This window comes from Pseudolabrys sp., from assembly GCF_035943735.1.
Lineage (GTDB): Bacteria > Pseudomonadota > Alphaproteobacteria > Rhizobiales > Xanthobacteraceae > Pseudolabrys.
Genome location: NZ_DASZBV010000005.1, coordinates 1 through 25,885, shown reverse-complemented (window position 1 = coordinate 25,885; position 25,885 = coordinate 1). Strand labels below are relative to the sequence as shown.

Sequence of the window (25,885 nt, the reverse complement as noted above, 5' to 3'; positions counted from 1 at the left end):
TCGGTGGGACGCTTTGCGAAGGCGTCCCCTCGCTCCTTTTCGGGAACGAGGCGCCTCCCGGCGCTCCACTGCGGCGTTCTGCGATCAGGACGGGCCGCGCTTTCGAGAACGTGGACCAGCCACGCCTGTCAGCCAGCTCCTGGCGCCGGGTCCTATTGCCCGGGAGCGGAGCCCCGCCATCGCCCGAGCGCTTCGGAGCACGTTTCTCCGAAGCCCGCGGCACCGCATCGATCGATGGCGGGGTTTCCCCGGTCATCGACCCGGTGAGGCGTGGCCGAATCTCCGGCCCGTGTCTCACCGCCGCTCCGTCTTCACGGCGTCCCATGACGACGCCCCTCTAGAAGAGCAGGACGACAGGACTATAGGCATTTGAATTTAGGAATGTCAACAGTCCTAGGTGGCGTACTTTCCGCCTATCCCGTCATCCTGACGAGCCTGCCGAAGGCGGGCCTCGAAGGACTTGTGAGTCAGAGATCCTTCGAGGCGCGCCATCGCGTGCCGAAGACGCGCGTAAACGCGCTGATGGCACGCACCTCAGGGTAACGGGAAAGGCTTTGAGCTCAATCCAGCCCCGGCTTCCTCTGCCGCAGGTTCTTGATGCCGGAGCGGCGCTTTTTCGACTCCAGCCGCTCGCGCTTGGCCGATTTCGGCACCTTGGTCGCCCGCCGCACCGTGGGCCGCACCGCCGCCTGCCGGATCAGGTCGAACAGGCGCTCGCGGGCCTCGGCGCGGTTGCGCGACTGGTCGCGATGTTCCTGCGCGACGATGACGATGACCCCGTCCTTGGTCAGGCGGTGGCCGGCGAGCTTCATCAGGCGGATGGCGACGTCGTTCGGCAGCGACGGCGAATGCCGCGCGTCGAAGCGCAACTGCACCGCCGACGACACCTTGTTGACGTTCTGTCCACCGGGACCCGAGGCGCGCACGAACGATTCCGACAGCTCGGAGTCGTCGAGGGAGATGGCGTCGGTGACCTTGATCATGGGTGCATCATGCGTCACTCGGGCGCATTTCCCAAGCGCCGCTCATTCCCGCGAAAGCGGGAATCCAGTTCTGACTCACAACTGGGTCCCCGCATTCGCGGGGACGAGCGGAGCAATCAATCCAGCAAATATTTCTTCGCCAGCACCTTGCCCTCTTCCACCGCCGGCTGGTCGAAGGCGTCAATGCCCATCAAATGCGCGGCGATGATGGTCTCCAACATGAAGTGCATCATCAATTCGCCGAGCGCGGCCTCGTCGAGCGTCTCGACGTGGAATGCGCGCACCGGGCAGCCGTTCTTCGCCAAGGTCTCGGCGGTGGCGCGGCCTTCGGCGGCGGCAAGATCGCCGATCGTCTTGCCCGCAAAGCCCGGCTCGCCGGCGATCTTCGAGAGCTCCGCGTCCATGCGCGGCCCACGGCCCTTGCTGCCGACGGTGAGCACATTGAACAATTTGTCGCGCGGCCCGGCGATGAACAATTGCACCTGGCTGTGCTGGTCGACCGGACCGAGCGCCGCGACCGGAGTCGTGCCCTTGCCGCCCTTGCCGAGGCTCTCGGCCCAGAGCTGCACGTACCAATGCGTGAAACGCTCAAGCCTGTCGGCATAGGCCATCAGCACGCTGATGGATTTCTGCCTGGTCTCGGCGAGCGCAACGTTGAGCGCGGCGCCGAGCGCCGCCGGCACCTCGGCCGGTGCTTTCTTCGCGAGCACCGGCGCGAGCGCGCGGCCGGCGCCCTGGCGGATGGCGCCGATGTCGAGGCCGAGCGCCGCGGCCGGCAGAAGACCGACATTGGTCAGCGCCGAATAACGGCCGCCGACATTCGGATCGTGGTCGAGCAGCGACACGCCGTGCTGCGTCAGCAGATCGCGCAGGCCATTGCGCTTGCCGGCTTTCGCCGGCTCGCTGATGCCGAGCATTGCTTTTGGCAGGTCGGCATCGGCCGCCTTCAAAGCGGACATGACGGCGATGGTCTGCATCAGGGTCTCGGCGGTGCCGCCGGACTTGGAAATAGCGACGAAGCGGCTGGTCTTCAGCGGCAGCCGCTTCAGCATCGTCTCGAACGACGAGGCGTCGAGGTTGTCGATGAAATGGATGCGCGGAGGATCGCGCAACGCGCCGACGCCGGGCACGTTGAAGCCGGCCAATTGGGCGATGGTCTGGCCGCCGAGCGAGGAGCCGCCGGTGCCGAGGATGACGATGTCGCTCGCGCCGGCCTTCAGCCGCGCCGCGGCCTCGCGAATCTGCGCGAGGTCATCCTGCTTTTCGGGAAGGCGCAGCAAAGGCAGTGTGCCCTCGGCGTAGTGCTGGCGCAGGCGGTCGAGAGCGCCCTCAGCACGGGCGAGCGCGCCGGACAGCGCCGCATCGGCAATACCGTGCGGGCCGACGTTCTTTTCCAGGGCGGCGTCGATATTCTGGGTGATGGACATAAAGACCAGCCATTAGGGGTCATGGCCGGGCTCGTCCCAGCTATCCACGCCTTTCTAAAGAGAGGGCGTGGATGCCCGGCACGAGGCCGGGCATGACGGAGGTGGGTGCGTCGCTCGTATTAACGCGGACTCGTGAAGGGTATGCAACCGCCGGAGAACGCCCGCGTCACTCCGCGGTTCCGCTCGAGGCCAGCCCTTTCGGCTTGCCGGCGACCGTGACCAGCATGCCACCGCCGTAGAGCCGTTTGGCCACCCGCCTGGCGTCGGCGATCGTTACCGCATCGATGAGCTTGTCGCGGCGCTGGATGTAATCCATGCCAAGATTGTCGAGCTGGATCTGGGTGAGTTGCGCCGCGATCTTGTTCGAGGAGTCGAGCGACAGCGCGTAGGCGCCCTTGAGGTAGGACTTTGCCGCGGCCAGTTCCTCGGGCGTCGGGCCGCTGTCGCCCATGCGCTTGGTCTCTTCCTCGATGATCGAGAGCGCGTCGGCGGTGCGGTCGGCGCGGGTCGCGGTGCCGCCGAGCACCACCGCCGCGCGCCTGAACCAGACCAGGTTATCCGAGACGCCGTAGGCCAGCCCGCGCTTCTCGCGCACCTCGCGGTAGAGCCGCGAGGAGAAGCTGCCGCCGCCGAGGATGTGGTTGACGATGTAGCCGGCCATGAAATCCGGATCGTGCCGCTCGAGGCCGTTGCCGCCGAAGGTCACCACCGCCTGCGGCACGTCGACCGGCACGACGATGCGGCGGCCGATGCCCTGCGGCACCGCCGTGGCGATCGGCTTCAGGTCGCCCTTCTTCGGCAACGCGGCGAAGGCGCGGTCGATGAGCTTGCCCGCCGTCGCGGCATCGACGTCGCCGACGATCGAGATCGTCAGTGCATCGCGCGCGAAGTCGCGACGGACGTAATCGTGCAGGTCGGCGGCGGTGATGCGCGGCACCGTCTCCAGCGAGCCTTCCGGATCGCGGCCGTAAGGATGATTGGGAAACGCCGTGCGCCACCAGCTGCGGCCGGCGAGGCTGTTCGGATTGGTGGTCTCCCGCCGCAGCACCGCCATCATCTGTCCGCGCACGCGCTCGACCGCATCGGCATCGAAACGCGGCTTGCTCAGCGCCAGGCCGAGCAGGTCGAAGGCCTCGTCGCGATGCTCGTTGAGCGTACGCAGCGTGCCGTGCAGGTAGTCGCGGCCGACCTGGAAGCCGAGGTCGATGGCGTGATCCTCGAGGCGCTTGTGATAGGTCGCGCTGTCGAGATCGCCGGCGCCTTCGTCGAGCAGGTCGGCGGCGAGATTGGCGGTGCCGGCCTTGTCGGCCCGGTCCTGCGCCGAGCCGCCGTGGAAGGCGTAGTTCATCGCCACCAGCGGCGTCGAATGTTCGCGCACCAGCCAGGCCGGGATGCCCGACGGGCTCACGATCTTCTCGATCGTCATCGCATGCGCGGACGGAACGGCGGCGAGCATGAAGAGCGCGAGCGCCGCTGCGGCAAGGTGACGGATCATGAGCGGCGCTCCGCCTTGTGCGTGTCCTTGATGAGATAGCCGGTGACCGAGCGCGTCTTCTCGAGCCAGGCGCGCGCGGCATCCTGCACCTCGGCCGCCGTAACCTTGCGGATGCGGTCCGGCCACTTCTCGACGTCGGCGACGGTGGCACCGGTGGTCAGGGCGCTGCCGTACCAGCGCGCCATGCTCGCCTGGTTGTCGTGCGCATAGACCGCGTCGGCGATCAGCCGCGTCTTGGCGCGTTCCAGTTCGTCGGTGGTGATGCCGTGCGCGATGACGTCCTCGATCACCGCGTCGGTCGCGCTCTCGAGTTGCGGCAGGCTGACGCCGTCGCGCGGCGAGCCGTAGACGCCGAACTTGGAGTCGTCGAGCGCCGAGGCCTCGTACCAGGCGCCGGCAGCGACCGCGAGCTTCTCCTTCATCACCAGCGCCTGATAAAGGCGGCTGTTGGAGCCCGTGCCGAGGATGTGCGCCAGCACCTGCAGCGCCTCCGACTGGCCGGGCTTGGCGGTATGGAACGACGGCACCAGATAATCGCGCTGCAGCACCGGGAGTTCGACGCGCGGATCGGCCATGGTCAGGCGGCGCGCGGCGATCGGCTTCGGCTCTTGCGGCCGCTGGCGCGGCGGGATGGAGGCGCGCGGCGCCACCTTGCCGTAGGTGTCCTTCGCGTAGGCGAGCGCCTCGTCCGGCGTCACGTCGCCGGCGATGACCACGACGGCATTGTTCGGGCCGTAGAAGCGCCGGTAGAAGCCGATGGCATCGTCGCGCGTCAGCTGCTCCATCTCGTGCCGCCAGCCGATCACCGGCCGGCCATACGGACTGTTGAGATAGAGCGCGGCTTCGATCTGCTCGGACAATTTCGCGCGCGGATTGTTGCCGATGCGCTGGTTCTGCTCTTCCAGGATGACCTCGCGCTCGGGCAGCACCACCGCGTCGGTCAGTTGCAGGCCGGTCATGCGGTCCGCCTCGAAGGCCATCACCGTCTTCAGGTCGGCGCTCGGCACGCGCTGGAAGTAGCCGGTGTAGTCGTCGGTGGTGAAGGCGTTTTCCTGTCCGCCCATGTGCGCGACCACCTGCGAGAACGCGCCCGTCGGATGCTTGGCGGTGCCCTTGAACATCAGGTGCTCGAGGAAATGCGCCAGCCCGGAGTGCCCGGCGACCTCGTCGGCGGAGCCGACCTTGTACCAGATCATGTGCGTGACGACGGGCGCGCGGTGATCCGGTATCACCACCAGTTCGAGCCCGTTGGACAACTTGAAATCGGCGACCTTGGGGCCGGCCTCGTCGGCGAAGGCGGGCACGGCAAGCGCCGCGGCAAGGACCGCGGCAGCAATCAATCTCTGTCGGATTGGCACGTTTGCGACATCCTGGCGCGTATGCGCGACCATTGCGGCGGATCAGGGCGCTTTTGCGGCGCGACCGGCGAAGAGGCTTTCATACAGCAGGCCGATGACACCGGCAACGATGGCCACGTCGGCGAGATTGAACACGTACCAGTCGAATCGCCAGCCGGCGGTGTGGATGTGGAAGAAGACGAAGTCGAACACCCAGCCATAGGCGACCCGGTCGATGGCATTGCCGATGGCGCCGCCGATGATCAGGCCGAGCGACAGCGCGGTGAACCGGTCGCGCGCGTTGAGGAGCCAGGCGCCGAGCGCGATGACGGCCGCGACCTTGAAGCCGAGCAGAAGCCACTGCCCGAGCTCGCCCTGCGTCTGGAACAGGCCGTAGCTGATGCCGCGGTTGCGCACGAAGACGAAATCGAACAACGGCCCGAGCCGCAGCGGCGCGTGCTGCGGCAGCTGGTAGAGGAACAGCAGATAGACTTTGCTCGCCTGATCGGCGGCGCAGGCGATGACCGCCGTGACTGCGCCGAGGCGAACGGCGGCGGACCGGGCCAGTGCCGTCATTCCGCTGCCTTGCGCAGCGCGTCCCATTCGCGCAGCGCCTGCGCGTCGCGCGGAGAGACGTCCGGATAGTCGGGGTCGGCGCCGATGGTGTTGAGCACGCGCCACGAGCGCGCGCACTTCGTGCCTTCCGCGAGGTTCGGCAGCACGGCGACGCCCGACACGTCCGGCATGCGGAAGGCATCGGCCGGGCCTTCGTCCTCGACGAGCGTCAGGGCGGAGGTGATGCAGACTTCGGCGAGATCGACGTCGAGCACCGTCTCGGCGAGCTCCGGATTCGACACGTGCACGATCGGATGGGCCTCGAGCGACGAGCCGATGCGTTTCTGCGCGCGCTCGATCTCCAGCGCACCGGTGACGACGCGGCGCACGGTACGCACCTTGCGCCACTTGTCGGCGAGTCTGTCGTCGCGCCACGCCGCCGGCACCTCGGGGAAAGTCTCCAGATGCACCGACTTGGCATCGTTGCCGTAGCGCGACAGCCACGATTCCTCGGCGGTGAAGCAGAGCATCGGCGCCAGCCAGACCACCGTGCAGCGGAACAGATGATCGAGCACGGTGAGGCAGGCCTTGCGCTTCAGCGACGAGATCGGCTCGCAGTAGAGCGTGTCCTTGCGGATGTCGAAGTAGAACGCCGACAGGTCGGCGGTCATGAAAGCGGACAGCGCGGCGAAGATGCGTTTGTAGTCGAAATCCGCGTAGGCCTTGCGCACCAGCTCGTCGAGCTCGGCGAGCCGGTGCAGCATCAGCCGCTCGAGCTCCGGCATCTTCTCGACCTTGACGCGGTCTTCCTCGCTGAAGTGCGCGAGGTTGCCGAGCATCCAGCGCACGGTATTGCGCAGCTTGCGATAGGTCTCGACCGTGGTCTTGAGGATCTCCGGCCCGATGCGCAGGTCGTCGGCGTAGTCGGAGGCGCAGACCCACATGCGCAGGATGTCGGCGCCGGACTGCTTGATCACGTCCTGCGGCGCGGTGACGTTGCCGAGCGACTTCGACATCTTGCGCCCGTTCTCGTCGAGCACGAAGCCGTGCGTCAGCACGACGTCGAACGGCGCGCGGCCGCGCGTGCCGCACGATTCGAGCAGCGACGAATGAAACCAGCCGCGATGCTGGTCGGAGCCTTCCAGGTACATCACCGTGTCCTGGCCGCCGTCGACCTTGCGCTTGATACCGGCGAGCGACGGGAAATGCTCCGGGTCCTCGAGCACGAATGCGTGCGTCGAGCCGGAGTCGAACCAGACGTCGAGGATGTCGTCGACCTTCTGCCAGCCTTCGTTGGCGAGTTTGCCGAGAAAGCGCTCGCGCGCGCCTTCCTTGTACCAGGCGTCGGCGCCTTCGGCCTCGAAGGCCTCGACGATGCGCACCTCGACGTCCGGGTCCTGCAGGATCTCGACCGAACCGTCCGCGTTCTCCTTGATGAACACCGCGATCGGCACGCCCCAGGCGCGCTGGCGCGAGATCACCCAGTCGGGGCGCTGCGAAATCATGCCGGTGATGCGGTTCTCGCCTTGCGGCGGCACCCAGCGCGTCACCGAGATCGCCTTCAAGGCGCGCGCGCGCAACGTATCGCCGGGCTTGTCGATGCCCTTGTCCATGGCGATGAACCACTGCGGCGTGTTGCGGAAGATGATCGGCTTCTTCGAGCGCCACGAATGCGGATACTGGTGCTTGAGGCGGCTGCGCGCGATGAGCATGCCCGCCGCGATCAGCGCCTTGATCACCGCCTCGTTGGCGTCGCCCTTCTCGCCCTTGTCGTTGATGACGCGCTTGCCCTCGAAGCCGGGCGCGGCTTCGGTCAGCGCGCCGTTTTCGTCGACGGTGTAGGGGATGGCGGGGTTGATGCCGCGCGTCGACAGATAGGACTGTGTCTGTGCCGACGTCCAGAGCTCAAAGTCTTCACGACCATGTCCCGGCGCAGTATGAACAAATCCCGTTCCTGTATCATCGGTAACATGATCGCCATACAACAGGGGCACGTCGAAATCATACCCCTTACCCCGCAGCGGATGCGCACAAATAGCCGACACTAAATCCACGGGCCTCAAGTCGACCTTTAATTCGAACGCGTCTACTTTCGCCGTCTTCATCACGCTTTCGGCAAGCGATTTCGAAAGCACAAACAGATCGCCAGTCTTTGCCCAGTTGTTTTCGGGGGCGGCGGTCACCTCATAAATCGCGTAATTGATTTTCGGCGAAAGCGCGACGGCTCGATTTCCAGGAAGAGTCCAAGGAGTGGTGGTCCAGATCACTACTGACGACCGCATCAGCAAATCTATCACGTCCTTCGCGGTGGACTTCTCTCCAGGCTCTCGGTGAACACCGGGGTAAACGCCATCCTTCGACGGCACGACCGGAAACTTCACCCACACCGTATCCGAGGTGTAATCCTCGTACTCGACCTCGGCCTCGGCGAGCGCGGTCTTCTCCACCACCGACCACATCACCGGCTTGGAGCCGCGATATAACGTCCCGTTGGCCGCGAACTTCATCAATTCGCGCGCGATCTGCGCCTCGGCCGGAAAGCTCATCGTCGTGTACGGATGCTGCCAGTCGCCCTCGACGCCGAGCCTGATGAACTCCTCGCGCTGCACGTTGAGCCAGTGCTGCGCATAGGCGCGGCACTCCTGGCGGAAGGTGACCATGGCTTCCGGCGTCGAGAAGTTCGGCTTGCCCTTGTTCTTGGAGCGGTAATTCTCTTCCTCGATCTTCCACTCGATCGGCAGGCCGTGGCAGTCCCAGCCCGGCACGTAATTGGAATCGTAGCCGAGCATCTGCTGGCTGCGCGTCACCACGTCCTTGAGGATCTTGTTGAGCGCGTGCCCGATATGGATGTTGCCGTTGGCGTAGGGCGGACCGTCGTGCAGCACGAACTTGGCGCGGCCCTTGGCCTCCGCGCGAAGCTGCTTGTAGAGGTCGGTGTCCTGCCAGCGCTTGAGGAGCTCGGGCTCCTTCTGCGGCAGGCCGGCGCGCATCGGGAAATCCGTCTGCGGCAGGAACAGGGTCTCGGAATAATCGCGTTCGGGCTTGGACATAGCGGGCTTTTAGCAGGGCGGTTTCAGGCGGGAAAGGCGGGATTCCGGCCTCAAATCGCACCCAGCGCCGGAAATGCGCCCGGCGCGCGGGCGAGTACGGCCTTGGCCTGCGCCGCGTCGTCGTCCATCTGCCGCTGCAGCAGTTCGATCGACGCGAACTTCTCCTCGCCGCGGATCCAGCCGATGAAGGCGACATCCATGGTCTTGCCGTAGAGATCGCCGGAGAAGTCGAACAGGAACACTTCGAGCAGCGGCGCGCCGTTGTCGAACATGGGTCTACGCCCGAAGCTGGCGACGCCGTCCATCAGGCGGCCGTCGACCGCTACCCGCACGGCGTAAATGCCGTGCTTGAGCGCGCAGGACGGATCGGGCCGCACATTGGCCGTGGGAAACCCGAGATCCCGTCCACGCTTCTCGCCGTGGATCACCGGGCCGGAGATGAACCAGGGCGCCCCGAGCAGTTCCGTGGCCTCCACCACCTTGCCGGCCACCAGCGCCTCGCGCACCGCGCCGGAGGAGACCGGCCGACCCTCGTCCTCGAGCGGCGGCACGATATCGACGGCGAAGCCGAGCCGCTCCCCCTGCCCGGCCAGATAGGCAGGCGACCCCTGGCGATCCTTGCCGAAGTGGAAATCGAAGCCGATCGCCGCCCCGGCGATCCCCAGCCGGCCGACGAGGATACGCTCGATGAACTCCTGCGCCGAGGTGGCGGCGAGCGCCGCGTCGAAGCGCAGGATCACGGCACCGTCCAGCCCCTCGGCGGCCAGCAGCCGCAACTTGTCGCGCTCGCTCGACAGCCGGAACAGGGGCAGATCGGGCCGGAAAAAGGCGCGCGGATGCGGATCGAAGGTCAGCGCCGCCGCCGGCCGGCCAAGGGCGCGGGCGCGCGCGAGCGCCGCCGCGATCACCGAGCGGTGGCCGCGGTGCACACCGTCGAAGTTGCCGATGGCCACGACACAGCCGGCCAAGCGGCCGGCCTCGAGGGCGCGAGCGTCGCCTCGCGCCACCGCGAATGTCTGTCGTAATTCGGTCATCGACGTCCGGAAGAGGTCATGGGGTGCACGTTCAATCGCGCCGACACGCGCCCGTCAAGCGCCTGACATAGCGGGTTTCTACGGTAAAGGCGCGGTTAACAAACGGTTTAACAAGTTGTTCAAGCGCCGATGCTAGGGTCCGGCATCTGCGGAGTGCCTCTTGGAGGGGCGAAGGCGTATGGCTGTCGACCTGTCGATGTCCGTGCTGGTCGTGGACGACTACAGCACCATGATCCGCATCATTCGCAACCTGCTCAAGCAGCTCGGTTTCGACAATGTCGACGACGCGGCCGACGGCTCGGCCGCGCTCGCCAAGCTTCGCAAGCAGAAATACGGCCTCGTCATCTCCGACTGGAACATGGAGCCGATGAGCGGCTACGACCTGCTGCAGGAGGTGCGCGGCGATCCCGAGCTCGCGGCGCTGCCCTTCATCATGGTGACGGCCGAGTCGAAGACCGAGAACGTCATCGCCGCCAAAAAGGCCGGCGTCTCCAACTATATCGTCAAGCCGTTCAATGCGCAGACCCTGCGCAACAAGATCGAAGCGATCTTCCCGGACGTCTCCGCCCCGGCGGCGTGAGCCTCACCACATTAACTGCCGCATGACCGCCTTCGGCATGTCGCCGGCGGCGGCGAAGACGCTGCCGAGCGCGGTGGCGTCGGGGCGCTCGCGTCCGCCCACCTCCTCGGCGTGGATGCCGGAGGTGATGAACAGGAAATCGATGCCCATGGTGCGCGCGCCCTTGAGGTCGGTGCGCACCGAATCGCCGATCGCCAGCACGCGATTAAAGCCGGCCTCGCGCCCCGCCGCCGTCGCCGCCAGCCGCAACGCCATTTCGTAGATCGGCTTGTACGGCTTGCCGGCATAGAGCACCTCGCCGCCCATGGTCTGGTAGGCGTCGGCGAGCGCGCCGGCGCAGTAGACGAGCTTGTCGCCGCGCTCGACCACCACGTCCGGGTTGCCGCAGACCATGAACAGCTTGCGCGCGAGCATGCGCTCGAGCGTGGCGCGATAGTCCTGCGGCGTCTCGCTCTCGTCGTCGACAAGCCCGGTGCAGACGACATAGTCGGCGGTTTCGAGCGGCTGCAAACGGACATCGAGACCGGCGAACACGGAGGCGTCCCGCTCCGGCCCGAGATGAAACAGCGTCTGACGCGGCCGCGCCTTGATCACCGCGCGGGTGACGTCGCCGGACGAGACCATCGCGTCATAGGTCTCGCGCGGCACATGCAGCCGCGCGAGTTGACGGCCGACCTGCTCGCTCGGCCGCGGCGAATTGGTGATGAAGACAACGCTCGCCCCTTTGGCGCGGGCGCGCATCAGCGCATCGCAGGCTTCCGGCCATGCGGTAACGCCGTTGTGCACGACGCCCCAGACGTCGCAGAGAAAGACGTCGTAATCGGCGGCCAGAGCGGAGAAATGCGGGATCAGCGGCGGCATGATGGCCGGACGTATGCCATCAAATGCACGGAGGTGGAAGTCAGGCCGCGGGCGTGGCTGTGGCCAGTTCCGGACGGACGTCGCCGGCGCTGAGCGCCTCGGGGCGAACCGGGCGCGGCGCCGAGAACAGGAAGCCCTGACCGAAGCGCACGTCGTAATCGAGCAGGTCGAGCACCGTGCTTTCGTTCTCGATGCGCTCGGCGATCAGGTCGATGCCCGAGCGCGCCAGCAGGTCGGCGAGATCCTCGGGGTGAATGTCGCTCTGCGCGCCGGCCGCCTTGTTGAGCAGGAGCTTCGCCGGCACCTTGAGGAAGCGGAACGAACGCTCGGAGAGTTCGCGCGGCTCCATGCGCAAATCCAAGATGTGGTCCATCGAGAAGCGGAAGCCGCGCTCGGCGAGCGCCGACAGGCTCTCCTGCTCGATCGGACCGAAATTGCGCCAGGCGTTCTGCTTGAACTCGAAGATCAGTGCGTCGGCCAGCGCGCGGTTGGCGTCGACGAAGTCGAGGAACTGGCGGAATTGCGCCGGATCGATCAGCGTCGACGGGCTGACGTTGCAGAAGACGCCGACGTCCCGGCTCTTGAGCTGCAGCCGGCGCACCACCTGCACGGCGCGGAACAGGAGCAGATTGTCGATCTTCGGCATCAGGCCGGCGGCCTCGGCCGCCTCGACGAATTCGCTGGCGGGTACGATGGCGCCGTCGGCCGTGCGCAGGCGCGAGATCGCCTCGTAATAGCGCACCTTGCGCTGCGGCAACGTCACGATCGGCTGCAGATAGAGATCGACACGATGCGCATCGATCGCCTCGGTGATCAGGTCGACCGCCGCGTCGCGGCCGAGCGCGCGCAGCGGATTCGGCGCCGACACGGCGTCGCTTTCACTCAGCGCCAAAGGCGCGTCGGCCGGCGCCATCGTGGCGACGGATGCCATCGGCGCGAGCCGCGCCGGCGCGACGCTCTGGCGCAGCACCGCGTCGTGTGCCGCGACGCTGTCGGCGACCTGGCGCACGAGCGTGCCGAGTTCGCCGATCTCGGCGGCGAGGGGATCGACGGCGCCGCGCGCGCGCGACACCGTATTGCTGACGCTGGTCTCGACCGCGTTCAGCCGGCGGCCGAGCTCCGCGACCTGGCGGGCGAGATCGCCGGTACCGCGTGACGGGTCGGCGATCTGATCGCCGAGATCGCCGCGGTCGCGCAGCCGGTTCGAGATCGTATTGTAGAGCGCCATGGCCATCAGCGCGCCGAGGGCGACGATGGCCGATGTGCGGGCGTCGAGCTTGAACGCCAGGAACAGCACGGCGCCGAGCGAGCCCGCGATGATCACCATGCAGACAGCGATGAAGATGGCGCTGAGACGGCGCATTGCCCTTCGAAGACCCCCGCGCGGCAGGCGCGAACCGGCTTAATGATTCGCGCTTCCTGTTCCAATGTCCATGAGCCGGCAGGTCCGCGCAACACCGAAGTCCTGCTATGGTAAGGACCGATCGTCCTTTATTCGCAGGAACTTGCCCGTTGGAACCGAAGTCGCGCGCCTTTCGCCTCGCCGCCTGGGTGACTGAGGCCCCCGGGCAGGCTTTGGCCGCCTTTCTGGCCCTGCATGCGCTGGTGTGGACGGTCCTGCCCGCCCTGCTCTACGCCAACCTGCCCCTCGACCTGATCGAGGCGCTGATGTACGGGCGCGAATGGCAGTTGGGCTACGACAAGCTTCCGCCCCTGCCCTGGTGGCTGGTGGAGATCGCCTACCGGTTGGCCGGTCACGACTTCGCCTATTACCTGCTGGCGGAGCTCTCGGTCTGCGCCGCCTTCGCCCTCATTTACGCCGCGGCCAGACCTCTGCTCGGCGGGGTCGGCGCGCTGGTCGCGGTGCTGATCCTCGACGGCCTGCACTACGTCAACTACACCGCGGCCAAGTTCAACCACGACGTCGTCCAACTGCCGTTCTGGGCACTCGCCGGGTTCGCGCTGCACCGGGGTTTGCGCGACCGGCGCATAAGCGACTGGCTGCTGCTTGGCCTCGCCGTCGGCATGTCGCTGTGGGCGAAATATTTCGTCGTGGTGCTGGTGGCGCCGATGGTCGCCTTGGCGCTCGTCGATCGCGATGCACGGAAATGCCTCGCGACGCCCGGCCCTTACGTGGCGATCGCCGTCGCGCTCATCGTCACGGCGCCGCATGTCGTCTGGCTGTTCCGGACCGACTTCCTGCCCTTCGCCTATGCCGAACACCGCGCCGTGCTGTCGCGCGGCTGGTACGATCATCTCTGGCATCCGTTCGAGTTCGGCATCAGCCAGCTGTTCTTCCTCATCCCGTCGCTGCTCATCGCCGGCCCGTTGTTCATCCCGAAGCGCGCCGCGAGCGAGCCGCGCGCGATGGCTTCGGCCGACGCCTTCGATTTGCGTATCGTCACCTGGCTCGCCTTCGGCCCCATCGTCACCGTGCTGCTGATGGGCATCGTCAGCGGCCGCGGCGCCGTGGCGATGTGGGGCTATCCGCTGTGGCTGTTCCTCGGCGTCTGGCTCGTGCTCATCGCGCAACGCAAGCTCGATCTGCCGCGGCTCTCCCGCATCGTGCTCACCTGGGCGATCGTGTTCGCGTGCTTGGCGCTGGCCTTCGTCGCCAATTACGACATCCTGCCGCGCTTCGATCATCGCTACCGCGCCGTGTTCTTCCCCGGCGGCACGCTCGGCCGCGACATCACGCGCGACTGGCACGCCAAGACCGGCGCGCCGCTCAAATATGTCATCGGCAGCATGTGGGACGGCGGCAACGTCGCGCATTACTCGCCCGACCAGCCGCGCGTGCTGATCGACGGCAATCCGGCGCGCGCGCCATGGATCGACCTCAATGACCTCAAGCGCAGCGGCGCCGTGGTGGTGTGGACCGACGGCGACCGCAATGCGGTGCCGGCGGAATTGCACGCGCTGGCGCCGAACGCGCAGGTGCAGCCGCCGCTCGAACTGCATTACCGGCACAGCACGAAGCCGATCGAGGCCGGCTGGGCGATCGTGCCGCCGCAGAAGTGAAGCTCAACTCTCGCCGATCACCCGTTCGATGCGACGGTCCGGCACCAGCCAGATCGCCGCGACCAGCACGTAGAGCGTAATCGACAGCCACGGCTGGAAAAACGCCAGAGCGATGCCGCTGATGTACAGCAGCGGCGAGATCTTGCCCTTGAGATCGTTGCCGATCGCGCTGGCCAGCACCGAGTGCGCGCCCTGGCGGTGGATGATGGCCTTCTGCAGCAGGACATAGGCGATCGCCGGCATCAGCAGCGTCACGCCATAGACGGCGATCGGCACCGGCGCGAGGAAATTGCGGCCGAGCCAGCCGGTCGCCGCCGGAATGAGCGACAGCCAGAACAGCAGATGCGAATTCGCCCACAGGATGAGGCCGTCGACGCGGCTCACCGTGTGCAGCATGTGATGGTGATTGTTCCAGTAGATCGCCAGGTAGATGAAGCTCAGCACATAGGCGAGAAAGCTCGGCGCGATGGCGGCGAGCGCGCCGAGGCCGCCGTCGTCCGGCAGCTTCAGTTCCAGCACCATGATGGTGATGATGATGGCGATGACGCCGTCGCTGAACGCCGCCAGCCGGTCCTTGCCCAAGCGCGCCTCCCCCGTCGCAGGAAGCGCATTATGCACCGGCCGGTAGGGCAGATATAGCCGCTAGACCGGCACCACGTCGTCGATCATCCTGGCGACCGCGCGCCGTTCGTCCTCGAGGCGGCGCAGATTGACCAGCAGGCACGACAGCAGCGACAGCGGCGCGCGCATGTCATAGCCGCGCTCGTGGAAGTCGGCGACAAACGTGCGCTGCCGTTCGATGCGCGCCAGCGCCTCGCGGATGGTCGCGTCGAGCTGGGCCAATCTTTCCAGACGCATTGCTGATTCCCCTTCGTCCTCACGCGGGACAGAAGGCTGCCGGAGCCATGACGTTCCGCACGGAACACGATCTGCGGCAAAATCGGTTAATCGACCTTCGGCGCGATCGTGGAGTCGGCGCGACTGTAAGTATCAGGATGGGGAATCGCTCGCGTTATGCACGCTATTCGACCGAGGTTCCGTCAGCGGCGTGACATTCGCATGCGCTTCGTCGGCGACGACGCGGCCGTCGAGCAATTCGATGTGGCGCTGCATGCGCTCGGCAAGTCCCATATCGTGGGTCACGGCGACGACCGTCTTGCCGTGCTCTTCCACCAATTCATGCAGAAGATCGAATACCTGCCCGCTCGCCTTTGAGTCGAGCGAGCCGGTCGGCTCGTCCGCGAGGATGACCGGCGGCTCGTTGGCCAGCGCGCGCGCCACCGCCACACGCTGGCGCTGCCCGCCGGACAACTGGTCCGGACGCTTGTGCATGTGATCGGCGAGACCGAGGGCGTCGAGCAGATGCGCCGCGCGCTCGCGCATTGCAGCGGACGACAGTTGCCCGAGCGCGCGCATCGGCAGCCTGACGTTGTCGAGGACGGTGAACTCGGGCAGCAGGAAATGGAACTGGAAGACGAAGCCGAGGAACGACAGCCGTGTCAGCGCGCGTTCTTTCTCGTCCATGTGCGCGGTGGCGCGGCCATTGATCAACACCTCGCCTTCGGTCGGCAGGTCGAGCAGCCCGAGCAGGTAGAGCAGCGACGACTTGCCGGAGCCGGACGGGCCGGTGATGGCGACGAATTCGCGCGCGCCGATCGACAGGCTGACGTCGCGCACCAGCGTGGTCGGCACCACGCCGGACAGGATGCGCGTGACATGCCGCGCCTCGATCAGCGGCGTCGTCATGTCGCGCCCCTGATGATCTCGACCGGATGCTGCCGTGCCGCCTTGCGCGCCGGCTGATAGCCGGCAACGACCGAGGAGACGAGCGCCACGCCACCGGCCATCAGATAATGCAGCGGCGCATAGACGAGCGGCAGCCGGTCGCTGTCGATGAACGGGTTGTTGATGCGGATGGCCCCTAAGCCGAGGCAGAGCGCATAGCCGATGGCAAAGCCGACCAGCGCACCGGCGAGCCCGATGATCACGGCTTCCACGACAAAGATGGCGCGCACCGTTCCCTCGCCGAAGCCGAGCGACTTCATGATGGCGATGTCGCGCGCCTTCTCGTGCGTGATCGTGGAGATGATGTTGTAGGTGCCGAAGCTCGCCACCAGCAGGATGGCGCCGACCACCGCGAACATGATGATATTGCGGATGATGAAGGTTGACAGCAGGTCCTCGTTCGCCTCCTGCCACGACACCGACTTGTAGCCGGTCTCGATCTCGATGCGCGCGGCGACCTCGCGCGCCTGCAACGGGTCCTTGAGCCGCACCCGCAATTCGTTGATGAGCCCCGTCTGCTGCGACAGGATCTGCCCGGTCTTGGTCAGCACATAGGCGGTGCTCTCGTCGATCTGCCGCACGCCGGAATGGAAGAAACCGACGACCTGCGCCGACAGGCGCGCGCCGACGCTGGTCTGCAGCGTGATGTTGGCGCCGATGCGGGCGCCGATCTTCTCGGCCAAACGGTCGCCGACGACGATGGCGTTGGTGGCGCGATAGAGCGCGAGCAGCGTCGCGCCGCGCATCTGCCTCGGCAGGTCGGAGACCTGCGCCTCGCGGTGCGGGTCGATGCCGGTGACGCTCGTCGCCACGTCGTGATTGGCGTAGCGGATGATCGCCTGCACCTTGACCGAGGGCGCGATGCGGCCCGGGGTCCAGGCCTCCAGCGCCGCCATGGTGGCGAGCGGGTTCTTGATACCGGGCCGCCGCGCCTCCGGCGTCAGCCCGTGAATCTCGACCGCGCCATAAAGCCGTTCCGCCGGCTGCTGCGGCGGCGCGCGACGTTCATCCGAGACGGTAATGTTCGGCAGCGTATCGACCAAGCGGCGCGTGAAGTCGTCCTGCGAGCCCTGCATCAGCGACGCCATCATGATCGAGAAGCCGACGCCGATGGCGACGCCGGACACGGCGAAGCCGGTCTGCCGCACGCGGGCGCGCACATGGGTCCAGGCGATGTCGAAGATGAGGTTCATGGCGCCGGCGCCACGCGCACGCGGCCGCCATCGGCGAAGTTCGCCGTCGCCGGCGAGGCGATACGCTCGCCGTCCTTGAGCCCGTCGAGAATTTCCACAGTGCGCGTGCCGCGGATGCCGATCGTCACCGCGCGCTTGCGCAGGCGCGCGCCGTCCAGGACGAAGACGGCGTTGCCCTGCACCGCGTCGGCCGGCACCAGCAGCGCATTCTCCTTTTCGCGCGTGACGATATTGGCCTCGACGCTCATGCCCGGCTTGAGCGGCGTGTCATCCGGCAACGCCATCTTCACACGGAACGTCTTGGCGTTGATATCGCCCATCGGCGTGATCTCGCCGACCTTGCCTTCGAGGCGCCGGCCGGGAAAGGCATCGGTGCGAAACAGCACGACCTGTCCGAGCGCGACGCGCGGAATGTCCTCTTCGTTGACTTCGGCGACGACCTGCAGCGGCGTCGGCACGCCGACGCGGAACAGGATCTGCCCGGCCTCGGCGATCTCGCCGACCTCGCCGTCGCGGCGGAGCACCATGCCGTCCATCGGGGAAGGGATGACGTAGTCGGCGATCTTCTCGGTCTGCACCGCGATCAGCCCCTGCACCGTCTGCAGGTCCATGCCGGCGCGCTCATAGGCCTGCGTGGTCGCCGCGCCCTTGGCGATGAGCTGGCTGACGCGCGACATCTCGTTCAACAGGAACTGCTCGCGCGCCTTGAGCTCCTTGAGGCCGGCCGCGATTTCCCGATCGTCGAGCCGCGCCAGCACGTCGCCTTTTTTGACCTGCGTGCCCTCGCAGCGGCAGATGTCGACGATGCGGTCGCGCACGACGCTCGCCACCTTCGCCCACAGCACCGGCTCGACGCCGCCGGTGGCATAGACGATCTCGGCCGCGGTGCCGCGCGTCGCTGGCACAGCGGTAACCAGCGGGCCGCGGCCAAAGCGCCAGTATGCGCCGCCGGCGATGGCGAGCAGCAGCAAACCGAAGACGATGAAGGAATTCCGCCGCGGCACGTGTCGGTCTCCCATTGCGCTCAACGGAGGCGGAGACTAGAGCCGTGGCGGATCGAAAACCTTGATGTAACGCAAGGGGTTCGCTGTTCCCTCTCCCCGCATTCGCGGGGAGAGGGAAGCAAGATCACGCCACCGCTTTGATGATCCTGCCGACCTTGTCGAAGATCTCGTCGATCTGCGCTTCCGACACGATCAGCGGCGGCGACAGCGCCAAGGTGTCGCCGACCGCGCGCATGCTCAGGTCGAACTCGTGGAAGGCGCGCTCGAGCGCCTCCAGGCCACGCTTGCCGGGACCATCCGCGCGCGGCGCGAGATCGAGGCCCATGGTCAAGCCCTCCTGGCGGATGTCGACCACGTTCGGCAGGCCCTTCATCGACATGCAGGCCTGCGCCCATTTCGGCTCGATCTTGCGCGCGCGCGCAAACAGATCCTCGTCGCGATAAAGGTCGAGTGTGGCAAGCCCCGCCGCGCAGGCGAGCGGATGCGCCGAGTAAGTGTAGCCGTGGAACAGCTCGATGACGTGCTCGGGCCCGCCCATGAACGCCTCGTAGATCGGCTTGCGGGCGATGACGCCGCCCATTGGCACGGAGCCCGAAGTGACTCCCTTGGCGAAGGTGATCATGTCGGGAATGACGCCGTAGCGGTCGGCGGCGAACGGCGCGCCGAGGCGGCCGAAGCCGGTGATGACCTCGTCGAAGATGAGCAGGATGCCGTATTTGTCGCAGATCTCGCGCAGACGCTTGAGATAGCCCTTCGGCGGCGGCAGCACACCGGTCGAGCAGGCAACCGGTTCGACGATCACCGCGGCGATGGTCGAGGCGTCGTGCAGCGCGACGAGATTTTCCAGATTGTCGGCGAGATGCGCGCCCCACTCCGGCTCGCCGATCGAGAAGGCCTGCTTCTCCCGGTTATAAGTGTGCGGCAAATGGTCGACGCCGGCGACCAGTACGCCGAACTGCTTGCGGTTCGCGACGATGCCGCCGACGGCAATGCCGCCGAAGCCGACGCCGTGATAGCCGCGCTCGCGGCCGATCATGCGCACGCGGCCGCCCTGCCCGCGCACATTGTGATAGGCGAGCGCGATCTTCAGCGCCGTGTCGACCGCCTCCGAACCGGAGTTGCAGAAGAAGACGTGATCGAGGTCGGCCGGCGCCAGCGCGGCGATGCGGCCGGCGAGCTCGAACGCCTTCGGATGCGAGAACTGGAACGCCGGCGCGTAGTCGAGCTCCGCCGCCTGGCGCTGGATCGCATGCACGATCGGCTCGCGGTTGTGCCCGGCATTGGTGCACCACAGCCCGGCCGAGCCGTCGAGCACCCGCCGCCCGTCGACGGTGACGTAGTGCATGTCCTTGGCGCCGGAGATCAACCGCGGCCGGCGCTTGAAGGCGCGGTTGGCGGTGAACGGCATCCAGAAGGGATCGAGGTCGTTGGGGACGGTGGCGACTTTGGCCATGGGAGCCTCACTGTACGGCACCCCGGCCAGACGCCGGGCGCTTGCCGCGTACTCTTAAGACGGTGGGCGGCGGGGACAAGCCCGCTTGCACGCCTCCCACATTGCCGTATCCGGGCCGTCTGCTATGTAGGCCCTCGAAATGAACGAAAAATCGAAAAAGCCACAGAAGCTGAAGGCCCGCCTGCCGCGCGGCCTCGCCGACCGCGGCCCGGCCGAGATCGCGGCGACGCGCCGCATGGTCGAGACCATCCGCCTCGCCTTCGAACGCTACGGCTTCGAGCCGGTGGAGACGCCGGCCATCGAATATACCGACGCGCTCGGGAAGTTCCTGCCTGACCAGGACCGGCCGAACGAAGGCGTCTTCTCCTTCCAGGACGACGACGAGCAATGGCTGTCGCTGCGGTACGACCTGACCGCGCCGCTTGCGCGCTACGTCGCCGAGCGCCTCGGCACCGAGCACATCGTGCTCCCCTACCGCAGCTATCGCTTCGGCTGGGTCTTCCGCAACGAGAAGCCAGGCCCGGGCCGCTTCCGCCAGTTCATGCAGTTCGATGCGGATACGGTCGGCGCGCCGACGATGGCCGCCGACGCCGAGCTGTGCATGCTCGCCGCCGACACGATGGAAGCGCTCGGCGTGCCGCGCGGCTCCTATGTGGTGAAGGTGAACAACCGCAAGGTGCTCGACGGCATCCTTGAATCCATCGGGCTTGCTGGCGACCAACATGTTGGGACGCGGCTCACTGTCCTGCGTGCGATCGACAAATTGGATCGCTTAGGAATGGAGGGCGTGCGCCAATTGCTAGGCCCGGGACGCAAGGATGAAAGTGGAGATTTCACGAAAGGAGCGGGACTGGAGAAAAAGCAAATCGACAAGGTATTGCTGTTTGCCCTTCTTCAGAGCGGTGAAGTCACCGAACTTCAAGACGCCACAAATCTAACAGCTGATCAGAGAAGGAAGTTGGGCGAGGTTCATGAGTTTGCTCCCGTTCCAGATGGTCAGCCTTCTTTCTTTGTTGAAACCAACAAGGGCGTCATTGACGGGCTAAAAACGCATTTCGGCGCGAACAATACATCGCTCGCAGGGATTCAAGAACTCGACGACATCGCTGCACTGGTGGAGGCAGCCGGCTATAAGCGAGATCGCATCCGTATCGATCCTTCTGTCGTTCGCGGGCTCGAGTACTATACCGGCCCCGTCTTCGAGGTTGAACTGACGTTCGAGATCGCGGACGAGAAAGGCCGCCCGATCCGCTTCGGCTCGGTCGGCGGCGGCGGCCGTTATGACGGCCTCGTCTCGCGCTTCTCCGGCCAGCCGGCGCCGGCCACCGGCTTTTCCATCGGCGTGTCGCGCTTGCAGGCGGCACTGACCGCGCTCGGCAAGATTTCGTCGCAGCCGGATCCCGGCCCGGTCGTCGTCACCGTGTTCGATCGTGACCGCGTCGCCGATTACCAGCGCATGGTAGCGGCCCTGCGCGCCGCCGACATCCGCGCCGAACTCTATCTCGGTAATCCGAAGAACATCGGCAACCAGCTCAAATACGCCGACAAGCGCAATGCGCCCTGCGTCGTCATCCAGGGCGGCGACGAGAAGGCCAAGGGCGAGGTGCTGATCAAGGACCTGATTGTCGGCGCCGAGATCGCGACCATGTCGAAGGAGCGCGACGAGTATCTGAAGAAGCAGGCCGAGGCGCAGTTCTCGGTGCCGGAGGCGCAGCTCGTCGAGGCGGTGCGGAAGATCCTCGAGAAGCACAAACGCTAATCACACCCGTTCGTCCCCGCGAAAGCGGGGACCCAGTTGTGAGTCAGAACTGGATTCCCGCTTTCGCGGGAATGAACGGTGGAGAGCAAGTCGCAGCCGACTTCCTTTACTGCCTCGGCGCCGGTCCCCTCGCCTTCTGCAAATCGATCACGTTCATCTTCACACCGTTCGACATGATCACATCGCCCGGCTTCTCGCCGGCGGCGCATCGGCCGAGCCATTTGGCGGTGATCGTCATGTGCGATTGGCCGTTCGCCGCGAGCCCCGGCATCGCCGGACCGCCGCTGCGCGTCGACGTCACGTCCACCGAATAGGCGCTGTCGAACGAGCCAGCCACCACCGCATGCGAGGTCGTGGTTATGCCGCTGAACGAGCAAATTGAATCGACGACGTAGCCGTTGCCGTTCTTGACGATGTCCTTCTTCGAACAGGCCTGCTCGTTCGAGCCGGCGAAGTTCATATTCATCAGCCGATCGCTGTCGGCGTCGGTGCATTGTCTCATCGTCTGATGCGGCAGGCGGCTGTTGTGGAAATCCATCGTCATCTCCCACAGCCCGGCCTTGCGCGTCGGCAGATCGAGCGCGAACGACGGCCCCGCGACGAGACACGACGCGAGCAGAAGCAATAAACGGCGCATGACGGCCCCCGTTAAGATGGAGCAGCACGATACTCCCGCCGGCACCGCGGCGGCAGCCCTGTCGAACTTCGATTAAAAAAGATCAGATGGCGACGACGTCGCCTGCGTCCGCGTCGGCGAGCGGCGGCGAGTCGGGCACCAGCGGATGGCCGAGGACCTGTTCGACTGCGTCGAAGGAGTCGATGAGTGTCAGGTTCTCGACAATCTTGCCGTCGCGGAAGCGCAGGAAGTGCGCGAGCCGATAGCTGATCACCCGCCCGTCCGGCGCATGGGCGGACAGCCGGTTGAGCGAGGCGACGCGGTCGCCGTCGACCAGGAGTTGGTCGAGCACGAAGCTGACCACCCGGAATACCGAGGGCACTCCTTTTTCGATGAGGTCGAGCACGGCCTTCTTGCCCTGCCGCGTGCCGCAGAACGGCAGCACCCCGACCGGACCGCTGATGGTCCACTCGACGTCATCGGCGATGAACTCCGCCATACCGGCGATGTCGCGCGCCGCGTAGGCCTTGTAGAAGGCCTGCGCCGTCTCGAGCGTCACGGTGTGGGTCATCCCAAACTCTCCCCAGCCTGGTATTTCGCACATCCTGCATTGAAAATGTCTTACCCCCACAACCGAGACCCGGTCCGTTGCGGCCGGAAAAATCCATTAACGCTGTCAAGGATTTGAGGCCGACCCGTGTTAAGGCCCGCAACCGAACACGGTCGAAACCTTAAGGGGCACGTGCTAAAGGCCGCCCCCGGGGGCGAAAAGGCAGGACGGACGATGGATGCGAGCGAAACAGTGCCGGCAACGGACGCGCGGGCGGAGGCTCTGGTCGCCTCCTACCAGCGCGCCGGCTATGCCCGCGTCGCGCCCGCCATCCTGCAGCCGGCCGAGCCCTTCCTCGACCTCTCCGGCGAGGACATCCGCAAGCGCATGTTCCTGACCGCCGCCCCGGGCGGCGACGAGGACTTCTGCCTGCGGCCCGATCTGACGATTCCCGTCTCGCGCGACTACCTCGCCTCCCCCCAGGCCGGACGACCCGCCGGATTCTCCTATCTCGGCCCGGTCTTCCGCCACCGCACCGACGGCCCGGCGGAATTCCTGCAGGCCGGCATCGAAAGCTTCGGGCGGCCGGACAAGGCTGCCGCCGATGCGGAGATGCTGGCGCTCGGCCTGGAGGCGACCGCCCATTACGGCCTCGCCCAGGCCGACATCCAGATCGGCGACGTCGCCCTGTTCTCCGGGCTGATCGCCGCGCTCGACCTGCCCGCCGCCTGGAAGCGGCGGCTGGTGAAGGATTTCAACCGCAAGGCCAACCTGGCGCAGGACCTCAATCGCCTGACGCTCGGCGGCGCCAATGGCCGCCCGGAATACCAGGGCGTGCTGGCGGCGCTCGCCGGCTCCGACCCGAAGGGCGCGCACGCGCTGGTCACCGACCTCCTGTCGATCGCCGGCATCAACGCCGTCGGCGGCCGCTCGGTCGCCGAAATCGCCGACCGCTTCCTCGAGCAGTCGGCGCTCGGCGCCTCGACGCGCCTGCCCAAGGACGTGCGCGGCCTGATCGAGCGCTTCCTCACCATCAAGGGCGATCCCGACGAGGCCGCCGCCGAACTGCGCGCGCTCGCCGCGGAGGCCGGGATGGCCGAGACGCTCGGCCCCGACCTCGACGTGTTCGAGAGCCGCGCCGGCTTCCTCGCCGCGCAGGGCGTCGACCTGAAGCGCGTGTCGTTCTCGACCGCCTTCGGCCGCGGCTTCGACTACTACACCGGCTTCGTCTTCGAACTGACCGATCCAACGCGCACCGGCGATCCGCTGGTCGCCGGCGGCCGCTATGACGGCCTGCTCGCGCGACTCGGCAGCGCCGAGCCGATCGCCGCCGTCGGCTTCGCGGTGTGGATCGAACGCCTCGCCGTCTATGGAGGCGCCCGATGAGCGCGCCGCTCGTTCTCGCCGTCCCCGCCAAGGGGCGGCTGCAGGAAAACGCCGAAGGTTTCTTCGCGCGCTCGGGCCTCCAGCTCGTGAAGCCGCGCGGCGCGCGCGACTATCGCGGCGCCGTCGCCGGCCTCGACGGCGTCGAGGTCGCTTATCTCTCGGCCTCCGAGATCACCACGCAACTTGCGCAGGGCGCCGTGCACATGGGCGTCACCGGCGAGGATCTGATCCGCGAGCAGATCGCCGATGCCGATCAGCGCGTGGTGCTGATCGAGGGCCTCGGCTTTGGATTTGCCAACGTCGTGGTCGCGGTGCCGCAGGCCTGGATCGACGTGCGCACGATGGCCGACGTCGACGACGTCGCCACCGCCTTCCGCCATCACCACGACCGCCGCATGCGCGTCGCGACGAAGTACATCAATCTCACGCGCGACTTCTTCGCGCGGCACGGCGTCATCGACTATCGCATCGTCGAGAGCTCGGGCGCGACCGAAGGCGCGCCGGCGGCCGGCACCGCCGAGATGATCGTCGACATCACCACGACCGGCACGACGCTGTCCGCCAATGCGCTCAAGATCGTCGACGACGGCCTCATCCTGCGCTCGCAGGCGAACCTCGTCGCGGCGCGCACGGCGCCGTGGACGCCCGAGCAGCGCGAGCTCGCGCGTGTCATCCTCGACCGCATCACCGCGCAGCAGCGCGCGCGTTCGTTCCGGGAGGTGCGCGCGCGCTTTGCCGCCTGCGACGCCGCGCTCGTCGCCGTCGCGCGCGAGCGCTTCGCGGTGGAGACGCCGTTCGGCGGCCCGACATCGTCGGGCATGCTGACGCTGCACTGCCCGCCGGCGCAAGTCTACGCGCTCACCACGTTCCTGCGCGAGCGCGGCGCCGAAGCAGTCGCAGTGGCAGATTTGGATTACGTATTCTCGAAGGAGAACCCGCTGTTCGCGAAGCTCGAAGCGGGGCTGTAGGGCTTGTGTCCGGGGCGCAGCGCAGCACGGAGTGGTGCGCTGGAGAACCGGGACCGTCGCAAATTCAGAGATTGAAACGGCCCCGGATCCGCGACGCATCACTCCGTGCTGCGTCGCGTCCGGGGCATGAACAATCACAGCGCCGCGTAATCGATCGGCTTGTGGCGATCGAGTTTCTTCTCGATCTTCGGCAGCGGATACTTCAAGCCGCTGGCGCAATTGAACAGCACGACGCGGTCGCTTTTCTTCACGCGGCCGTCGGCGAGCGCCTGCTTGTAGGCGGCGTAGGTCGCGGCGCCCTCGGGGCACAAGAGGAAGCCCTCCTCGCGCGCCATCTCGTCGAGGGCCACTTCGATCGCCGGATCCTCCACAGCAATGGCGAAACCGCCCGACTCGCGCACGGCGCGTAGAATGAGGAAATCGCCGACCGCCTGCGGCACGCGGATGCCGGACGCGATGGTGTGCGCGTTCTCCCAGCGCGGCGCGTGTTCCTTGCCTTCCTCATAGGCCTTGACCATCGGTGCGCAGCCCGCCGCCTGCACGGCGATCATGCGCGGGCGCTTCGAACCGATGAAGCCGATCTTCTCCAACTCGTCGAACGCCTTCCACATGCCGATCAGGCCGGTGCCGCCGCCGGTCGGATAGAAGATTGCGTCGGGCACGTCCCAGCCGAGCTGCTCGGCGAGCTCGAGGCCCATCGTCTTCTTGCCCTCGATGCGGTACGGCTCCTTCAGCGTCGAGGTGTCGAACCAGCCGACTTTGGCTTTGCCCTCGCCGACGATCTTGCCGCAGTCGTCGATCAGACCGTTGACGCGGTAGACGTTCGCG

23 protein-coding genes are annotated in these 25,885 nt (G+C 66.6%); 5 read left to right on the top strand and 18 right to left on the bottom strand.

Features of this window, described 5'->3' with window-relative positions:
- Positions 1-560 precede the first annotated feature (560 nt).
- From arfB to VGV41_RS01925, 7 genes are all read right to left on the bottom strand, one after another.
- Positions 561-983, bottom strand: a complete 423-nt coding sequence (gene arfB, locus VGV41_RS01955) for an alternative ribosome rescue aminoacyl-tRNA hydrolase ArfB (protein ID WP_326861968.1) — start codon at positions 981-983, stop codon at positions 561-563.
- A 116-nt stretch (positions 984-1,099) separates the two neighbouring features.
- Positions 1,100-2,410 carry a glucose-6-phosphate isomerase gene (locus VGV41_RS01950; RefSeq protein ID WP_326861967.1) on the bottom strand — a complete coding sequence of 437 codons (1,311 nt, stop codon included), beginning with the start codon at positions 2,408-2,410 and terminating at the stop codon, positions 1,100-1,102.
- A gap of 166 nt (positions 2,411-2,576) precedes the next feature.
- The gene (locus VGV41_RS01945) at positions 2,577-3,905 is read right to left on the bottom strand and encodes a pitrilysin family protein (protein ID WP_326861966.1); all 1,329 of its coding nucleotides are present in this window, start codon (positions 3,903-3,905) and stop codon (positions 2,577-2,579) included.
- Positions 3,902-5,296, bottom strand: coding sequence for a M16 family metallopeptidase (locus VGV41_RS01940; RefSeq protein WP_414705044.1), 1,395 nt, complete (start codon positions 5,294-5,296; stop codon positions 3,902-3,904). Before VGV41_RS01940 ends, VGV41_RS01945 begins: the two co-directional genes overlap by 4 nt.
- Positions 5,297-5,305: 9 nt before the next feature.
- Positions 5,306-5,818: a signal peptidase II gene (lspA, locus tag VGV41_RS01935; RefSeq protein WP_326861964.1), complete on the bottom strand. Its 513-nt coding sequence runs from the start codon at positions 5,816-5,818 to the stop codon at positions 5,306-5,308.
- Complete coding sequence (gene ileS, locus VGV41_RS01930; RefSeq protein WP_326861963.1) at positions 5,815-8,847, bottom strand: isoleucine--tRNA ligase; 3,033 nt, start codon at positions 8,845-8,847, stop codon at positions 5,815-5,817. The genes lspA and ileS overlap by 4 nt, the downstream gene beginning before the upstream one ends.
- A gap of 50 nt (positions 8,848-8,897) precedes the next feature.
- Positions 8,898-9,881 (bottom strand): bifunctional riboflavin kinase/FAD synthetase, encoded by a 984-nt coding sequence (locus VGV41_RS01925; RefSeq protein ID WP_326861962.1) that lies wholly within the window; start codon positions 9,879-9,881, stop codon positions 8,898-8,900.
- 178 nt (positions 9,882-10,059) lie between these two features.
- On the opposite strand from VGV41_RS01925, the gene VGV41_RS01920 reads away from it, so the two are divergent.
- Positions 10,060-10,461, top strand: coding sequence for a response regulator (locus VGV41_RS01920; protein ID WP_326861961.1), 402 nt, complete (start codon positions 10,060-10,062; stop codon positions 10,459-10,461).
- A 3-nt stretch (positions 10,462-10,464) separates the two neighbouring features.
- Here VGV41_RS01920 and VGV41_RS01915 read toward each other — a convergent pair whose 3' ends face one another.
- On the bottom strand, positions 10,465-11,322 hold the full coding sequence (locus VGV41_RS01915) for a TIGR01459 family HAD-type hydrolase (protein WP_326861960.1): 858 nt from the start codon (positions 11,320-11,322) through the stop codon (positions 10,465-10,467).
- A gap of 40 nt (positions 11,323-11,362) precedes the next feature.
- A complete protein-coding gene (locus tag VGV41_RS01910) occupies positions 11,363-12,685 on the bottom strand; it encodes an EAL domain-containing protein (protein WP_326861959.1) in 1,323 nt (440 codons plus the stop codon).
- Between the two features lie 149 nt (positions 12,686-12,834).
- On the opposite strand from VGV41_RS01910, the gene VGV41_RS01905 reads away from it, so the two are divergent.
- Positions 12,835-14,343 carry a glycosyltransferase family 39 protein gene (locus VGV41_RS01905; RefSeq protein WP_326861958.1) on the top strand — a complete coding sequence of 503 codons (1,509 nt, stop codon included), beginning with the start codon at positions 12,835-12,837 and terminating at the stop codon, positions 14,341-14,343.
- A gap of 3 nt (positions 14,344-14,346) precedes the next feature.
- On the opposite strand, the gene VGV41_RS01900 is transcribed toward VGV41_RS01905, so the two are convergent.
- The 6 genes from VGV41_RS01900 to VGV41_RS01875 form a co-directional block, all read right to left on the bottom strand.
- On the bottom strand, positions 14,347-14,925 hold the full coding sequence (locus tag VGV41_RS01900) for a TMEM175 family protein (protein WP_326861957.1): 579 nt from the start codon (positions 14,923-14,925) through the stop codon (positions 14,347-14,349).
- A 60-nt stretch (positions 14,926-14,985) separates the two neighbouring features.
- Positions 14,986-15,201: a hypothetical protein gene (locus tag VGV41_RS01895; protein WP_326861956.1), complete on the bottom strand. Its 216-nt coding sequence runs from the start codon at positions 15,199-15,201 to the stop codon at positions 14,986-14,988.
- A 132-nt stretch (positions 15,202-15,333) separates the two neighbouring features.
- Positions 15,334-16,089, bottom strand: a complete 756-nt coding sequence (locus VGV41_RS01890) for an ABC transporter ATP-binding protein (RefSeq protein ID WP_326861955.1) — start codon at positions 16,087-16,089, stop codon at positions 15,334-15,336.
- Positions 16,086-17,321, bottom strand: coding sequence for an ABC transporter permease (locus tag VGV41_RS01885; protein WP_326861954.1), 1,236 nt, complete (start codon positions 17,319-17,321; stop codon positions 16,086-16,088). Before VGV41_RS01885 ends, VGV41_RS01890 begins: the two co-directional genes overlap by 4 nt.
- Entirely contained in the window at positions 17,318-18,325 is a 1,008-nt protein-coding gene (locus tag VGV41_RS01880) for an efflux RND transporter periplasmic adaptor subunit (protein ID WP_326861953.1), read from the bottom strand. The genes VGV41_RS01885 and VGV41_RS01880 overlap by 4 nt, the downstream gene beginning before the upstream one ends.
- Positions 18,326-18,449: 124 nt before the next feature.
- Positions 18,450-19,778: an aspartate aminotransferase family protein gene (locus VGV41_RS01875; protein WP_326861952.1), complete on the bottom strand. Its 1,329-nt coding sequence runs from the start codon at positions 19,776-19,778 to the stop codon at positions 18,450-18,452.
- A 139-nt stretch (positions 19,779-19,917) separates the two neighbouring features.
- Here VGV41_RS01875 and hisS point away from each other — a divergent pair, with 139 nt between their 5' ends.
- Positions 19,918-21,537 carry a histidine--tRNA ligase gene (hisS, locus tag VGV41_RS01870; RefSeq protein ID WP_326861951.1) on the top strand — a complete coding sequence of 540 codons (1,620 nt, stop codon included), beginning with the start codon at positions 19,918-19,920 and terminating at the stop codon, positions 21,535-21,537.
- Positions 21,538-21,643: 106 nt separating this feature from the next.
- Here hisS and VGV41_RS01865 read toward each other — a convergent pair whose 3' ends face one another.
- The gene (locus tag VGV41_RS01865; protein WP_326861950.1) at positions 21,644-22,174 is read right to left on the bottom strand and encodes a DUF3617 domain-containing protein; all 531 of its coding nucleotides are present in this window, start codon (positions 22,172-22,174) and stop codon (positions 21,644-21,646) included.
- 82 nt (positions 22,175-22,256) lie between these two features.
- Positions 22,257-22,724 (bottom strand): nuclear transport factor 2 family protein, encoded by a 468-nt coding sequence (locus tag VGV41_RS01860; RefSeq protein ID WP_326861949.1) that lies wholly within the window; start codon positions 22,722-22,724, stop codon positions 22,257-22,259.
- Positions 22,725-22,937: 213 nt separating this feature from the next.
- Between VGV41_RS01860 and VGV41_RS01855 the strand changes: the two genes are divergently transcribed.
- Together VGV41_RS01855 and hisG are read left to right on the top strand one after the other, a co-directional pair.
- Positions 22,938-24,089 carry an ATP phosphoribosyltransferase regulatory subunit gene (locus VGV41_RS01855; protein WP_326861948.1) on the top strand — a complete coding sequence of 384 codons (1,152 nt, stop codon included), beginning with the start codon at positions 22,938-22,940 and terminating at the stop codon, positions 24,087-24,089.
- Entirely contained in the window at positions 24,086-25,057 is a 972-nt protein-coding gene (hisG, locus tag VGV41_RS01850) for an ATP phosphoribosyltransferase (protein ID WP_326861947.1), read from the top strand. The genes VGV41_RS01855 and hisG overlap by 4 nt, the downstream gene beginning before the upstream one ends.
- Positions 25,058-25,191: 134 nt before the next feature.
- On the opposite strand, the gene VGV41_RS01845 is transcribed toward hisG, so the two are convergent.
- A partial coding sequence (locus VGV41_RS01845) for a threonine synthase (RefSeq protein WP_326861946.1) occupies positions 25,192-25,885 on the bottom strand: 694 nt, incomplete at its 5' end.